Annotated in this window: 16 protein-coding genes; 8 read left to right on the forward strand and 8 right to left on the reverse strand. The window is 72.2% G+C overall.

The genetic code is table 11. From position 1 onward, the window contains the following. Positions 1-50 precede the first annotated feature (50 nt). From I4Q55_RS19375 to I4Q55_RS19385, 3 genes are read left to right on the forward strand one after another with little or no spacing between them, the layout of a single operon-like run. Entirely contained in the window at positions 51-869 is an 819-nt protein-coding gene (locus I4Q55_RS19375) for an NUDIX domain-containing protein (protein WP_206789489.1), read from the forward strand. Continuing rightward, positions 866-1,633, forward strand: a complete 768-nt coding sequence (locus I4Q55_RS19380) for an MBL fold metallo-hydrolase (RefSeq protein WP_206789490.1) — start codon at positions 866-868, stop codon at positions 1,631-1,633. Before I4Q55_RS19375 ends, I4Q55_RS19380 begins: the two co-directional genes overlap by 4 nt. After that, complete coding sequence (locus I4Q55_RS19385) at positions 1,630-1,884, forward strand: glutaredoxin domain-containing protein (protein WP_206789491.1); 255 nt, start codon at positions 1,630-1,632, stop codon at positions 1,882-1,884. Before I4Q55_RS19380 ends, I4Q55_RS19385 begins: the two co-directional genes overlap by 4 nt. 113 nt (positions 1,885-1,997) lie before the next feature. On the opposite strand, the gene I4Q55_RS19390 is transcribed toward I4Q55_RS19385, so the two are convergent. The 4 genes from I4Q55_RS19390 to I4Q55_RS19405 form a co-directional block, all read right to left on the reverse strand. Beyond that, positions 1,998-3,059, reverse strand: a complete 1,062-nt coding sequence (locus I4Q55_RS19390; RefSeq protein ID WP_206789492.1) for a DNA polymerase III subunit beta — start codon at positions 3,057-3,059, stop codon at positions 1,998-2,000. 40 nt (positions 3,060-3,099) lie between these two features. Next, a complete protein-coding gene (locus I4Q55_RS19395; RefSeq protein WP_206789493.1) occupies positions 3,100-4,353 on the reverse strand; it encodes an MFS transporter in 1,254 nt (417 codons plus the stop codon). A gap of 412 nt (positions 4,354-4,765) precedes the next feature. Next, positions 4,766-5,440 (reverse strand): Crp/Fnr family transcriptional regulator, encoded by a 675-nt coding sequence (locus I4Q55_RS19400; protein ID WP_003081747.1) that lies wholly within the window; start codon positions 5,438-5,440, stop codon positions 4,766-4,768. A gap of 149 nt (positions 5,441-5,589) precedes the next feature. Further along, positions 5,590-5,841 carry a hypothetical protein gene (locus I4Q55_RS19405; RefSeq protein WP_013230551.1) on the reverse strand — a complete coding sequence of 84 codons (252 nt, stop codon included), beginning with the start codon at positions 5,839-5,841 and terminating at the stop codon, positions 5,590-5,592. Positions 5,842-6,067: 226 nt separating this feature from the next. On the opposite strand from I4Q55_RS19405, the gene nth reads away from it, so the two are divergent. Genes nth through I4Q55_RS19425 form a run of 4 tightly spaced genes read left to right on the forward strand, consistent with a single transcriptional unit; the run spans position 6,068 to position 9,288 of the window. After that, complete coding sequence (nth, locus tag I4Q55_RS19410) at positions 6,068-6,751, forward strand: endonuclease III (RefSeq protein WP_206789495.1); 684 nt, start codon at positions 6,068-6,070, stop codon at positions 6,749-6,751. Then, positions 6,748-7,347 carry a TlpA disulfide reductase family protein gene (locus I4Q55_RS19415; protein ID WP_206789497.1) on the forward strand — a complete coding sequence of 200 codons (600 nt, stop codon included), beginning with the start codon at positions 6,748-6,750 and terminating at the stop codon, positions 7,345-7,347. Before nth ends, I4Q55_RS19415 begins: the two co-directional genes overlap by 4 nt. Then, positions 7,344-8,099 carry a CoA pyrophosphatase gene (locus I4Q55_RS19420; RefSeq protein WP_307793254.1) on the forward strand — a complete coding sequence of 252 codons (756 nt, stop codon included), beginning with the start codon at positions 7,344-7,346 and terminating at the stop codon, positions 8,097-8,099. Before I4Q55_RS19415 ends, I4Q55_RS19420 begins: the two co-directional genes overlap by 4 nt. A gap of 4 nt (positions 8,100-8,103) precedes the next feature. Further along, on the forward strand, positions 8,104-9,288 hold the full coding sequence (locus I4Q55_RS19425) for a MarP family serine protease (RefSeq protein ID WP_206789500.1): 1,185 nt from the start codon (positions 8,104-8,106) through the stop codon (positions 9,286-9,288). Here the strand turns inward: I4Q55_RS19425 and I4Q55_RS19430 are convergent. Beyond that, complete coding sequence (locus tag I4Q55_RS19430; RefSeq protein ID WP_206789501.1) at positions 9,285-10,166, reverse strand: GntR family transcriptional regulator; 882 nt, start codon at positions 10,164-10,166, stop codon at positions 9,285-9,287. The two genes, I4Q55_RS19425 and I4Q55_RS19430, sit on opposite strands and share 4 nt — an antisense overlap. A 109-nt stretch (positions 10,167-10,275) precedes the next feature. Between I4Q55_RS19430 and I4Q55_RS19435 the strand changes: the two genes are divergently transcribed. Then, positions 10,276-11,364, forward strand: a complete 1,089-nt coding sequence (locus I4Q55_RS19435) for an FAD-dependent monooxygenase (protein WP_206789502.1) — start codon at positions 10,276-10,278, stop codon at positions 11,362-11,364. On the opposite strand, the gene I4Q55_RS19440 is transcribed toward I4Q55_RS19435, so the two are convergent. Genes I4Q55_RS19440 through nhaA form a run of 3 tightly spaced genes read right to left on the reverse strand, consistent with a single transcriptional unit; the run spans position 11,351 to position 14,006 of the window. Then, on the reverse strand, positions 11,351-12,277 hold the full coding sequence (locus I4Q55_RS19440; RefSeq protein WP_206789503.1) for an alpha/beta fold hydrolase: 927 nt from the start codon (positions 12,275-12,277) through the stop codon (positions 11,351-11,353). The genes I4Q55_RS19435 and I4Q55_RS19440 overlap by 14 nt on opposite strands. Before the next feature lie 4 nt (positions 12,278-12,281). Further along, positions 12,282-12,776, reverse strand: coding sequence for a phage holin family protein (locus tag I4Q55_RS19445; RefSeq protein ID WP_206789504.1), 495 nt, complete (start codon positions 12,774-12,776; stop codon positions 12,282-12,284). A 42-nt stretch (positions 12,777-12,818) separates the two neighbouring features. Then, complete coding sequence (nhaA, locus tag I4Q55_RS19450) at positions 12,819-14,006, reverse strand: Na+/H+ antiporter NhaA (RefSeq protein WP_206789505.1); 1,188 nt, start codon at positions 14,004-14,006, stop codon at positions 12,819-12,821. Positions 14,007-14,023 lie beyond the last annotated feature (17 nt).

A 14,023-nucleotide genomic window follows, 5' to 3' on the forward strand; every position in this document is an offset into this window, starting at 1 on the left:
GTGCCACAAGTGCGCGACGGAACGTCGGGGGGCGGAGGTATGTTGCCCGGGTGGAGCAGCCAAAGGAGTTTGTCTTCGACATCCCGGTCGGCGCGGGGGTGGCCACCCGCGCGAACGCCGACGGCCCGCCGGCGACGCCGAAGGACGCGGCCACCGTCATCCTGGTCCGTGACGCCGCCGACGGCGTCGAGGTCTTCCTCCAGCACCGGGTCAAGGGCATGCCGTTCGCGGGCGGGATGACCGTCTTCCCCGGCGGCGGGGTCGATCGGCGCGACGCCGACACGTCGGTGGCGTGGGCCGGTCCCGAGCCGTCGTGGTGGGCGTCGCGGTTCGGCTGCGACGAGGCGCTCGCGCGGGCCCTGACCTGCGCGGCCGTGCGCGAGACGTTCGAGGAGTCCGGCGTGCTGCTCGCGGGCGGCGCGGACGCGGTGCTCACCGACGTCACGCCGTACGCGGCGGCTCGCCAGGCCCTGGAGACGCGGGAGGTGTCGCTGGCCGGCTTCCTCGCCGGCGCGGGGCTGACGCTGCGGGCCGACCTGCTGCGCCCGTGGGCGCACTGGATCACGCCCGAGCAGGAGCCCCGCCGCTACGACACCCGCTTCTACGTCGCGAAGCTGCCCGAAGGCCAGGAGGCCGACGGGGCGACGTCGGAGGCGTCGAGCTCCGGCTGGCAGCGTCCCGAGGAGGCCATCGCCGACGCGCGCGAAGGCCGTCGGATGCTGATGCCGCCGACGTGGCTGACGCTGAGCGAGCTGGCGGAGTTCGCCACCGCCGACGACGTGCTGAACGCGCCGCGCGAGATCGTCCGGATCGCGCCGACGCTGGTGCGCGAGAACGACCACGTCCGAGTCGTCCTGGAGCCGCGATGAACGCCCCCGCCTACGGCGTGCTGCGCCAGGTGTCCGAGACCGCTTCGGTGCTGCTGGAGAACAACCCGTCGTCGATGACGCTCGAAGGCACCAACAGCTGGGTGCTGCGGGCCACGCCGTCGACGCCCGCCGTCGTGGTCGACCCGGGTTACCGCGATCTGGCGCACCTCGAGCTGCTGGCTTCGGTCGGTGCGGTCGAGCTGGTCCTGCTCACGCACCACCATCCCGACCACGCGGAGGGCGCGCCGTGGTTCGCCGAGCGCGTCGGCGCGCCGGTGCGGGCGTTCGACCCTGCCCTGTGCGTGGGTGCGTCGTCCTTTGTGGACGGCGAGGTGATCTCGGCGGGCGGCCTTTCGCTCCGGGTGCTCCACACGCCGGGGCACACCGACGACTCGGTGTCGCTCGTCCTCGACGGCCAGGTGCTGACCGGCGACACGATCCTCGGGCGCGGCACCACGGTGCTGCACGACCTCGGCGACTACCTGCGTTCGCTGCGGAAGCTGATCGAGCTGCCGGCCGGGACGGTGGGCCTGCCCGGGCACGGTCCAGAGCTCCCCGACCTGCCCGCGACCGCGCGCGAGTACCTTGCCCACCGGGAACAGCGGCTCGACCAGGTGCGTTCGGCTCTGAAGACGCTCGGAGCGGACGCCACGCCGCGCCAGGTCGTCGAGGTCGTGTACGCCGACGTCGACCGGGCGCTGTGGGCGCCCGCCGAGTGGAGCGTGCAGGCGCAGCTGGACTACTTGCGGTCGGAGGACAAATGAGCAACGTCGAGGTCGAGTTCTACTGGCGGCCGGGGTGCGGGTTCTGCGCCGCCCTGGACCGCCCGATGTCGAAGAGCGGCTTCAACATCCGGAAGATCAACATCTGGGAGGACCCGGCGGCGGCCGCACGGGTGCGCGAGGTCGCGAACGGCAACGAGACGGTGCCGACCGTGATCGTCGGGTCGACGGCCATGGTCAACCCGTCGTTCGCCGAGGTCGAGGCGGCAGTCAAGGCAGCTTCGGCTCAGTGAGCGCGCTGGGCCGCTCTCCGTGGAGGAAGGCGGCCCGCACCTCGCGCAGGCCGGTCTCGTGCTCGAGGCTGGTCAGCGCGGGCTCTCGAGCGCGGTGATCGCCGCGCTCACCGTCATCGGCTGAGCATCGGCATCAGGTAGTACGTCAGTTCCACCTCCCCGGGCTCCTCGGCCCGCAGGACGCACGCCCGCATCCCCGGCTGGATCGACAGCACCACCCGCTCGCCCGCGAACGCCGCCAACGCGTCGAGCAGGTACCGCGCCTGGAACGACGGCGACGTCCGCCCGCCGTCGACGTCCGCCTTCAGGACCTCCTCCGCCTCGCCCGTGTCCTGGCGGGCGCTTGCCAGGCGAACCTGGGCGTCGCCGACCTCCAGCGTCAGCACCCTCCTGTCCTCCGCGTACACCCCCACGCGGCGGACCGCTGCCGCCAGGGTGTCCGCCGGCAGCGTCACCCTGGTGTCCACCTCACCCGAGGGGATCGAGTCCTCCGACAGGAAACCCGCGTCGAGCACGGCCGTGGCCACCAGGCCTTCGGCCCAGCTCAGCCCGAAGCGCCCCGGGCCCGCGTGCAGACCCACCCGGCCGCTGGCCTGCCGGGCCGCCTCCGACAGCAGCGCCGCCGGGACCAGGACGTCCAGGGAACCCGGTGACGACAGCGGCAGGCGGGCCACCGCCATCCGGTAGCGGTCGGACGCCGTCAACGTCAGGCCGACGCCGGACGCCTGCAGCCGGACGCCGGTGAACAGCGGCAGCGGGTCGTCCTTCGCCGCCGTGCCCGCGACGATCCTCAGCGCCGAGGCGAACGCCGATCCGTCTACTTCGGACACCTGCGCGGGTGGGTCCGAAGCAGGATCGGAAGCGGGCAGCAGTGGCAGCGCGAACCGGGCGTTGTCCAGCCGCAACGCCAGGCGCGTGCCCTCCACGACCAGGCGGACCAGTTCGCTGTCGAGCACCTTCAGCGTCTCCACCAGCGGGGACGCGGGGACGACGACCGCGCCGCCGGTGTGCGTGGTCGCCGGGCAGCCGAACCGGACGGCGAGGTCCGGGGCGGTGCCGGCGACCGTCAGGCCGGCCGCGTCGGCCCGCAGGTGGAGCCCGGTGCGGGCCGGCAGCAGGCGCGACGCGGCCGAAACGGCCGCCGAGAGGCGGTGGGCAGGCACGGTGACGTCCATACCCGCAAGCTAGCGGCAGGCACCGACAAAAACCGCCGAGCTACGCGTTGACCAGCTCGGGAACCGGCGCGGGCCGGGCAGCGCGGACCGTGCCGCGCAGCAGCCACACGACGAACGCGAGCACCAGGCCCGCCACGCTCGCCGCCAGGAAGGCCGCGCCCGGGCCCGCGTGCTCGACGACGTACCCGCTGATCGACTGGCCGGCCGCCAGCCCCAGCGTCACCGCCGTGAGCACCCAGCCGAACGCCTCCGCCGCGGTGCCGGACGGCGCCACCACCTCGATCGTCGTCGAGTGGGCCGTCGACTGCGGCGTGATCAACGCGCCCGCCAGCAGCATCATCAGCGCCAGGCCCCACAGCGAAGACGGCCAGGCGAGCAACGCCACCAGCGCACCGAACCCGCCGAGCAGCACCGGCAGCCGCAGGCCCAGCTGCCGCGGCCACGGCCGGAGGCTGTAGGCGACGCCGAACGCGACCGAGCTCAGCGACCACGCCGACAGCAGCAACCCACCCGTCGAAGGCGAGCCCGCTTCGGTGGCCGCCGCCGGCACGGCGACCTCGACGAACCCGATCACCACGCCGAAGCCCAGCGCGGCGACGGCCAGCGTGCGCATGCCCGGGCTGGCCAGCGCGCCCAGCAGCGACCCGTGCGACGCCGACGACGGCCCCCACGCGCGCACGACCGGGCTCAAGGCGAACAGCACCGCGCCGGTGAACTGCAGCGCGACGCCCAGTACCAGGCCGGTTCCTGCCCACGGCGCCATGACCAGCAGCCCGGCCACGCCGGGGCCGAGGATGAAGAAGACCTCCATGCTGATCGCCTCGTACGAGAACGCGGCGTTGCGCGGGCCGCCCGGCGGGAGCAGCCGGCCCCACAGCGCCCGCGACGCCGACCCGACCATCGGCTCGGACAGGCCGGTGGTGGCGCCGAGCGCGACCAGCACGGCGGTCGCGGCGTGCGACTCGATGGCCGTCACCAGCGCGGTCATCGACAGCGCCAGCAGGAACGAGACGACGAGCAGCGGCCGCGTCGGCCCGAACCGGTCGATCAGCCTGCCCTGCACCACCGCGCCCACCGAGACACCGACGAGTGAACCGGCCGAGACGAGCCCGGCGACGGCGAAGGAACCGGTCTCGCGCTGGACGTACAGCAGGGCCGAGATGCCGATCATGGCGATCGGCAGGCGGGCGAGCACGGAGGCGACGGCGGGCCGCCGGGCCGCCCGGGTCGTCAGCGCGGTCCGGTAGTCGGCGAGGGACGTGCGGCTTTCGTGGTTCGAGACAGACTGGGACACGCGTACCAGTATGCCGGAGAGTGGTACGTCGGTACCAGTTGTTTGACGGTCAGGTGCGTCACCGGCAGACTGGGAATGGATCTTGGGGCCGGTGCGAGAGGTCTCGATCGGGTAACACTCACGATATTCTCCGTGGACTCCTGCAACGAAACGGCCCAGACGGCGTCCTTGAGAGTGAATGGCCTTGAATTCGTGGGTATGGGCCGTGATGGTTGAACAACAGCACAGAAACCCAGCTCCCTCCGGCACTCGGGTCGGGGCCTGGCCCGGAGGGCGGGGAGCGCGGATCGTCGGGGGATGGTCCGCGCAAACAACGAAGAGCCGGTGCGCCACGTCGGGGGTGGCGCCCGGCTCTTTGTTGTGAACGCGGAAGGCCCCTCGGCAAGCCGAGGGGCCTTCGACGTGAAAAGACTCAGCGAGCCCGGCGGGCCAGCCGCTCCGGGTCGAGGATCAGCACGCTCTTGCCCTCGAGCCGCAGCCAGCCGCGGTGGGCGAAGTCGGCGAGCGCCTTGTTGACGGTCTCGCGCGAGGCGCCGACGTACTGGGCGATCTCTTCCTGCGTCAGGTCGTGCGTGACCCGCAGCAGGCCCGCCTCCTGGCTGCCGAAGCGCTGCGCGAGCTGCAGCAGCGCCCGCGCCACGCGGCCCGGGACGTCGGTGAAGATCAGCTCCGCGACCATGTTGTTGGTCCGGCGCAGCCGGCGCGCGACCACGCGCAGCAGCTGTTCCGCTATCTCCGGCCGGGTCGAGATCCACTGGCGCAGGGCCGGGCGGTCCATGGTGACCGCGCGGACCTCGGTGACCGTGGTCGCGCTCGACGTCCGGGGGCCGGGGTCGAAGATGGACAGCTCGCCGAACATGTCGGACGGGCCGAAGATGCCCAGCAGGTTCTCGCGGCCGTCGGGCGACTTGCGGCCGATCTTCACCTTGCCGGACTGGATGATGTACAGCTTGTCGCCGGGTTCGCCCTCGTTGAAGATGACATGGCCGCGGGGGAACTCCACGGATTCCAAGGTCTGGGCCAGCGCCTCCGCCGCTGCCGGCTCCACACCCTGGAAAATGCCCGCACGGGCCAGGGTTTCGTCCACCTCGGGTGCCTCCTCGTCGAGAAACGATCACGCTCCCCCTTGGCTGGAGGAGCGTGACGCCGATCACTTGCGCGTCAGTCTAGGGCGTACTCCCGAGATCGCCCGCCGGACTCGCACAAGGCGGAAACGATCTCGTTCGAACGTGGAGCCTAACTCCGCACGCGACGCGCGCGTAGCCTGGCTGCCCGTCCGCCCAGCCTACGCAGCCGGAACAGCTCCAGCGCGCGGCCGATGCCGTGCCCGTAGAGCGCTCTGACCTCGTTGGGCTGCGCCTGCTCGAGGAACTCTTCGACCTCGTTCTCCTGCACCGCGACGTGCTTGAGCCTGCTCTCCACCCGCTCCATGAAGAGCGCGAAGAACATGATCACCAGGGGGACCAGGATGACGAACCAGACAGTCATGACCGGACCCCGAAACACTCGATGAAAAGCATCTACTCCAGATCCTCGCTCATGGCGGCCGGAAAACGCGCCGAGGTGGTGCTCTGGCGTGTCGGTCGTCCACCGGTGCAGTCACCGGCTCGTCCGACGGCGCCCGTAGGCTATCGGGGTGCCACCTGCCACCACGAACGCCCCCCGTAAGGGCGCTGGTGAAAGCCGATTGGCTCTGGTGAGACGCGCCAGGCGGATGAAGCGTTGCCTGGACGACGTGTATCCGGACGCCCACTGCGAGCTCGACTTCACCACGCCGCTGGAACTGCTGGTCGCGGTCGTGCTGTCCGCGCAGACCACCGACGTCCGCGTGAACCTCGTCACGCCCGCGCTGTTCAAGCGCTACCGGACCGCGGCCGACTACGCCGGCGCCGACCGCACCGAGCTGGAGGAATACCTCCGGAGCACCGGCTTCTACCGGGCCAAGGCCAACTCCGTGATGGGCCTCGGCGCGGCGCTGGTCGAGCGCTTCGGCGGCGAGGTCCCGGCGAAGCTCGAAGACCTGGTCACCCTGCCCGGCGTCGGCCGCAAGACGGCCAACGTCGTCCTCGGCAACGCCTTCGACGTGCCGGGGATCACCGTCGACACCCACTTCGGCCGGCTGGTCCGGCGCTGGGGCTGGACGACCGAAGAAGACCCGGTCAAGGTCGAGCACGCGATCGGCGAGCTGATCCCCCGCAAGGAGTGGACCATGCTCTCGCACCGGGTGATCTTCCACGGCCGCCGCGTCTGCCACGCCAAGAAGCCAGCCTGCGGCGCCTGCCCGCTGGCGAAGGACTGCCCGTCGTACGGCACCGGCCCGACCGGATTCGACGAAGCCGCGAAGCTGGTCAAAGGCGTCGAAAAGGACCACATCCTGGCGCTGGCGGCGCCCCGGTGACAAGAGTCACCAAGTTCGCCTTGGCCGCCGCGGTGCTGGCCGTGGCGCTGATCGTCGCGCTGCTGCCGCGCGGGGGTGACGACACCGCCGCGAAGCCGTCGGGCGATCTGGCGCCCGCCCGGTCCGCGGCGGCGCTCCAGCCGTGCCCGGCGCCGGGCTCCGCGCAGCCGGTGAAGCAGCTCGAAGGCGTCACGGTGGACTGCCTCGGCGACGGCGCGAGCGTCGACGTCGGCCGGGCGCTCGCCGGCGCTCCGGCGCTGGTCAACGTCTGGGCGTCGTGGTGCGAGCCGTGCCGGACCGAGCTGCCGGTGCTCCAGGAGTACGCCCGGCAGCCGGGTGCCGTGCGCGTTCTCGGCGTCCAGGTGCAGAGCCCGGCGAAGGACGGCCTCGACCTGCTCGCCAAGCTGGGCGTGCACCTGCCGTCGGTGTTCGACGGGGACGGCCGGAGCGGTCCGGTGCGGACGGCGCTGAAGGTGCCTTCGTCGCTCCCGGCGTCCTACTTGGTCACCGCGGCGGGCGAGGTGCGGTTCATCGCCAATCCACGCTCGTTCGTGAACACTGACCAGGTGCGCGCGGCAGTCGAGGGGGCATCGTGATCGGACCACTGGTCGAGCCGGAGTCGGTTCCCGAGTGGCTCCGGCCGCTGGTCAAGGTGAGCGCCGAGGTCGATTCGAAGACGTTCACGCGGTTCAGCCCGCCCGAAGACGCCTACACGCGCCCCGCCGCGGTGCTCATCCTCTTCGGCGAGCGGGAAGCCGACGGCGAGCCGGACGTGCTCCTCCAGCGCCGCGCCGACACGTTGGGCTCGCACGCCGGGCAGGTCTCCTTCCCCGGCGGCGGCGCCGAGGACGGCGACGGCGGCCCGATCGGCACCGCGCTGCGCGAGGCCGAAGAAGAGACCGGCGTGGTCCCCTCGGGCGTCCGGCCGGTCGCGGTGCTGCCGGAACTGTTCGTCCCGGTGTCCGGGTTCGCCGTGACGCCGGTGCTGGCGCACTGGGCGGAACCGTCGCCGGTGCACGCGGTCGACCCGGCCGAGACGGCGTCCGTCGCCCGCGTCGCCATCGCCGACCTGGTCGACCCGGCCAACCGGTTCACGGTCAAGAAGAAGGGCATGCCCTGGAAGGGACCCGCCTTCGAGGTCGACGGCCTGTTCGTCTGGGGTTTCACCGCCGGGCTGCTGTCGGTCCTGCTCGGCCTGGGAGGCTGGGAGCGCGAATGGGACTCGGGCGACGTCCGGGACCTCGACGAGGCGCTGGCCGCGTTCGATGCGCAGCGTCTTACCGGGGCTCCGCCCCGGGCCGGGGGCTCCGCCACCCGGACCCCCGAAAAGCGGCCCGTGAAGGAGTAACGCGGTGAACTGGGTCGACGTGGTGGTGCTGCTGCTGGCCGTGCTGGCGGCGGTGTCCGGCGCCTACCAGGGCGTGATCATCGCGCTGCCGTCGCTCGTCGGCGTCGTGCTCGGCGCGGTCGCCGGGATCAAGCTCGCCCCGGTCGTGGTCTCGTTCTTCGACGACCCTGTCTGGAAGGTCGCCTTCGCGGTGGCGACGGTGGTCTTCCTGGTCGCCTTCGGCGAGGCGATCGGCGTCTACGTGGGCCGGCGGCTGCGGCAGAAGATCAACCCGGACAAGCTGTCCGGCATCGACAAGACGCTCGGCGCGGTCGTGCAGGCCCTGGTCGTGTTCGTGGTGGCGTGGCTGATCGCGACGCCGCTGACGGCCGTGTCCGGCGCGCCGTGGCTGGCCAAGGCGATCAACGGCTCGGTGGTGCTCGGCAAGGTCAACGAGACCATGCCGGAGGCCGCACAGGGCTTCCCGAGCCAGCTGCGCAAGCTGCTCGACGCGTCCGGCTTCCCGTCGATCATGGACCCGTTCCAGAAGGCGCCGACGGCGGACACCTCGCCGCCCGACCCCGCGCTGCAGAGCAGCGGGATCGTCCAGCAGCTGCACGGCAGCGTGGTCAAGATCCGCGGCACGGCCAGCTCGTGCTCGCGGTCGCTCGAAGGCAGCGGGTTCGTGATCGCGCCGCAGCGGGTGATGACGAACGCGCACGTCGTGGCCGGTACCGACACCGTCGGCATCGAGACCACCCAGGGCGACTACCCGGCCCGCGTCGTCTACTTCGACCCGGAGGTCGACATCGCGGTGCTCGCGGTACCGCGCCTGAGGGCCGAGCCGCTGCAGTTCGCGCCGGAGACGGCACGGGCGGGCGACAGCGCGGTCGTCCTCGGCTACCCGCTCGACGGCCCGTACCGGGCGACGCCGGCCCGCGTGCGCGGCCGGATCAACCTGCGCGGCCCGGACATCTACGAGGCGAACACGGTCCAGCGGGACGTCTTCACGGTCCGCGCCGAGATCCGCAGCGGCAACTCGGGCGGCCCGATGGTGACCCCGGACGGCAAGGTCATCGGCGTCGTCTTCGGCGCGGCGGTGGAAGACCCGGAGACCGGCTTCACGCTCACGGCCGAGCAGGTCCGCGCCGAGGTCGAGGCGGCACCCTCGCAGACGACGAACGTGTCCACCGGCTCCTGCGCGGCCTAACGCCCGTAGCGCAGCGCCAGGCCGTCCAGCAGGGCCCGCAGCCCCGACTCGAAGAGGTCGTCGAGGACGAGGTCGTAACCCGTCTCGGCCAGGTCGGCGAGCATCCTGGTGAACGTCGGGTGCCCGGCCGCCATCGCCGTCACGGCGGCGCCCTGCCGGTCGATCCAGTCGTCCTCGGTCAGCCCGGACGACGCCAGCGCGTGCTGCTCGCGCTCGAGGTGGACCGCCATGCCCTGGACGTGGCTGAAGAACAGGACGTGCAGGTTGCACAGCGTCGTCGCGTCGACGCCCAGCTCCGCCAGCGCCGACAGGGCCCACTCGCCGTGCACGGCGAGGTTGCGCAGCGGCAGCGGCCGCGTGATCGGCCCGAGCTGCGCCAGCCACGGGTGCCGCTTGTGGAGCGACCAGAGCGTCCGGCCGCCGAGCGTCAGCCGGGCACGCCAGTCGCCGGAGGGCTTCGCCGGGTAGCCGCGCTCGCCGAACGCGGCGTCCGCCATGAGCAGCACCAGCTCGTCCCGGCCCCGCACGTACCGGTACGGCGCCATCGCCGCGACGCCGAGGCGCGCCGCGACCCCGCGCATGGACAGCGCGCCGAGGCCCTCGGCGTCGGCGATCGCGATCGCGGTCCGCACGAGCTGTTCGCGGGTCAGCCCGCGCGGCCCGCCACGGCGTTCCCGGCCGGCGACGACCGTGCCCGACCGCGGCTCCGCCCGCACGACGCCTTCCTGGCTCAGCAGCGCGAGTGCCTTCGCCGCGGTCGCCATGGCGACGCCGTGGTCCGCCGCGAGCCGCCGGGTCGAGGGCACCCGCGCGCCCGGCGGGAGCTCCCCGCGCGCGATCCGGTCGCGCAGCTGGTCGGCGATGGCCACGTACTTCACAGCGTCTCCCTGACCTAGCACAGCCAACCATCTGTACTAGTACAGAATTGGCCTTTCACCTGGCTGAACTCCAGTGTTGTCGCCAACAGCGTACGACTCTGGAGGGAACATGCGAAACGTCCTGATCTCCGGCGCCGGTGTCGCCGGCGGCACCCTGGCCTGGTACCTGGCGCGGGCCGGCTTCGACGTCACCGTGGTGGACCGGGCGCCCGGCATCCGCAGCGGCGGGCAGGCGGTCGACGTGCGCGGGGCCGCGCTCGACGTCGTCGACCGGATGGGCCTCGGCGAGCGGCTGCGCGCGGTGCGCACCCGGATGCGGGGAATGTCCATGGTGGACGGTGACGGCCACGAGCTGTTCCGGTCCGAGGAGTTCGCCCTGAGCAGCGGGCGGCTCGACAGCGACGACATCGAGGTGCTCCGCGACGACGTCGTCTCGATCCTGCACGAGGCCGCCGACGTCGAGTTCGTCTTCGGCGACTCCATCACCGCGCTCACCGAAGAGCCGCACGGGGTGCGCGTCGAGTTCGAGCACGGCGGCTTCCGGACCTTCGACCTGGTGATCGGCGCGGACGGCCTGCACTCGGCCGTCCGGCGGCTGGCGTTCGGGCCGGAGGAGCGGTTCATCCACCACCTCGGGCAGTACCTCGCGATCTTCCCCACGGCCAACTTCCTCGGCCTCGAGGACTGGCAGGTCTGGTTCCGGCACGAGGACACCGGCGGCGTCGCCTACCCGGTGCGCGGCAACAGCGAGCTGCGCGTGACGCTCGGGTTCGGTTCGGAGCCGTTGCCGCGGCTGGCTGTCCCGGAGCAGAAGCGGCTGATCGCCGAGCGGCTCGCCGGGGTCGGCTGGGAGGTGCCGAAGCTCCTCGAAGCCATGGCGGAGGCGGAGGTGTTCTACTTCGACGCCATGGCGCAGATCCGGATGGACCGCTGGACGACGGGCCGGATCGCGTTGGCCGGCGACGCCGGTTACTGCGCTTCGCCGTTGTCCGGCCAGGGGACGAGCTTGGCGTTGATCGGTGCGTACGTCCTCGCCCAGGAACTCGGTCGTGCGAGTCACGAAGAAGCCTTCGCGGCTTACGAGACGCGCATGCGGCCCTTCGTCACGCTCAACCAGGCGCTGGCCACCGAGAACCCCGGAGGTCCGGCGTCGGAGGAGTCGCTCGAGCGGGCGAAGAACGCCATCAGTCTCGCTTGAGGAAGCCCACCAGGGCCGCGGACGTGCGGTCCGGCGCTTCGAGGTGGGGGAAGTGCCCGACGTCCGGCCAGATCTCCGGCTCGGCGTGCGGGCCCGCCCAGCGCGTCGACGACGTCGCCGTTTCGGGGAGGATGCAGGTGTCTTCGGCGCCGTGCAGCTGCAGCGTCGGCGCCGCGATCCGGGTACTGACGGCGTCGGTGAACCGGCGGCCTTCGCCGCGGAACTGGGCCCGGAACGCCCAGCGGTAGTGCTCGAGCGCGCTGTGCGCGACGCCGGGCACGAGCATGGCCTGCCGGAACACCGCGACGCTTTCGGCGAAGTCCGAAGTGGACTGCCAGTGGCGGCCGGCCCAGCCGCCGAAGAGGTCCTCGACGGCCTGGGCGTCGGCCTTCACCAGCCACTTCTCCGGCGCCATCGGCACCTGGAAGCGGAAGAGGTGCCCGGCCGCGCGGCCCTGGCCACGCCACGGGCGAGCCACCCCCGACCGCAGCGCGAGCGGGTGGGCCGCGCCGATCGCCGTCACCGAGGACACCAGCCGCGGGTGCAACGCCGCGACCGTCCAGGCGAGCATGCCGCCCCAGGCGTGCCCGGCGAGGTGGGCGCGGCGCGCCCCGAGCGACTTGATCAGGCCGCCGATGTCGCCGGCGAGCGTCCACGCGTCGTAGCCGCGGGGCGGCTTGTCGGAGTCGCCGTAGCCGCGCAGGTCGACGGCGACCGCGCGGAACCCGGCTTCGGCCAGTGCCCGCAGCTGGTGGTGCCAGGTCCACCAGAACTCGGCGAACCCGTGCAGCAGGACCACGACCGGGCCCTCGCCGAGCTCGGCGACGTGCAGGCGGATGCCGTTCGCGGAGACGTCGCGGTGGACCCACGGGCCGTCGAGCCGGACGATCGACGGGTCGGGGGACGCGTGCAAAGACTCAGTCGCGCGTGGTGGTCAGGTCGGCGTCGGACGCCTTGTGCGGCTTCAGCGCGGCAGCCGTCTCCTTGACGCTGGCGATGGTCCGCTCCGGTGCCTTGAACTTCTTCACCTTGCGGTAGCCGAGGAACCCGGCCACGACCGCGACGACCAGCATCAGGACGAACACGATGCCGAACGCGATCCAGCGGTACCGCAGCCACTGGGCCAGCCCCTCGGCCGCGAAGAAGAACAGGAAGAACGTGCTGTACAGGAAGACCGTCAGCGCGATCAGGAAGAAGACGGCGCCCTTGAGGCCCTTCTTCACCTCGCCGACCAGCTCGGACTTCGCCAGCTCCATCTCGGCCCTGACCAGGGTGGAGATGTGCTGGGTCGCGTCGCCGACCAGCCGGCCGATCGACTGGTCGCCGGGGACGTCGGCGGCGGAGGACAGCGGGAGGTAAGGCACGGCCCCCACGCCGTCGGGGCCGGTGCGTTCGTGTTTGGGGCTGCTCACCGGGTCATCGTGCCATGTGTCCCATTACCGGGCGCGGCGGAGTCACCGTGTGTCGGCGATTCGCGCGTGAACCTTGCTACGACGGAGTAGCAGGGCCGCCGCCAGCAGGGACGCCACCGCCGAGGCGATCAGCACCGCGGCCTTCGCCAGTTCGCTCGCCTCGCCGGGCAGCGCGAGCTCCGCGATCAGCAGGCTCACGGTGAACCCGACCCCGCCGAGCACGGACAACGCGGCCAGGTCGCGCCAGCCCATCCCGCGTGGCTGTTCGGCCACGCCGAGCCGCACCGCGAGCGCGCTGGCACCGAGGATGCCGACGACCTTGCCGACGAGCAGCCCGGCGAGCACCGCGAGCGGCAACGCCGTCGTGAAGACCGCGCCGAGCGCGTCGCCGTCGACCGAGATCCCGGCCGCGAACAGCGCGAACACCGGCACGGCGACCGCCGCCGACCACGGCTGGAGCCGGTGTTCGAGCCGCAGCGCGGGTGCTTCGGCCTCGCCTTCGTCGGCGCGGACGCGGGTGAGCAGGCCCAGCGCGACGCCGGCGATCGTCGCGTGGATGCCCGCCGAATGCACGGCGACCCAGATGACCAGCGCCAAGGGGACGTACAGCCACGGCGTCCGGACCCGGCGGCGCTGCAGTAAGGCGTACAGCGCGAGGGCGGCCACCGCCACGGCCGCCGCGACCAGGTCGAAGCCCGTCGTGAACAGCACGGCGATGACGATGATCGCGCCGAGGTCGTCCACCACCGCCAGGGAAAGCAGGAAGACGCGGGCGCTCGAGGGCAGGTTCGACGCCGTCAGCGCGAGCACGCCGAGGGCGAACGCGATGTCGGTGGCGACCGGGATCGCCCAGGCGCGCTCGATGCCTGGCGTCCCCCAGCCGACGCCGAGGGCGACGAGCGCGGGCACGACCATGCCGCCGACTGCGGCCACGACGGGCAGGATCGCCTGCTTGAACCGGGACAGCTCGCCGATGACGAGCTCGCGCTTGAGCTCCAGCCCGGCGACGAAGAAGAACAGGGCGAGCAGGCCGTCCTTGGCCCAGTCGCCGACCGTCAGGTTCAGGTGCAGGAACTCCGGGCCGAGCCGGAAGTCGCGCAACGCGTGGTAGCTGTCCCGCAGGGGCGAGTTGGCCCAGAGCAGCGCGACCGCCGTCGCGCCGAGCAGGATCAGCCCGCCGGTCGTCTCGGTGCGCAGGTAACGGGCGAATTCGCTCAACGGGCGAGTCATCGGGGCGGCTCCTGGGG

Origin of the sequence: Amycolatopsis sp. MtRt-6, from assembly GCF_017308975.1 — a bacterium.
In the GTDB taxonomy this organism is placed as follows: Bacteria; Actinomycetota; Actinomycetes; order Mycobacteriales; family Pseudonocardiaceae; genus Amycolatopsis.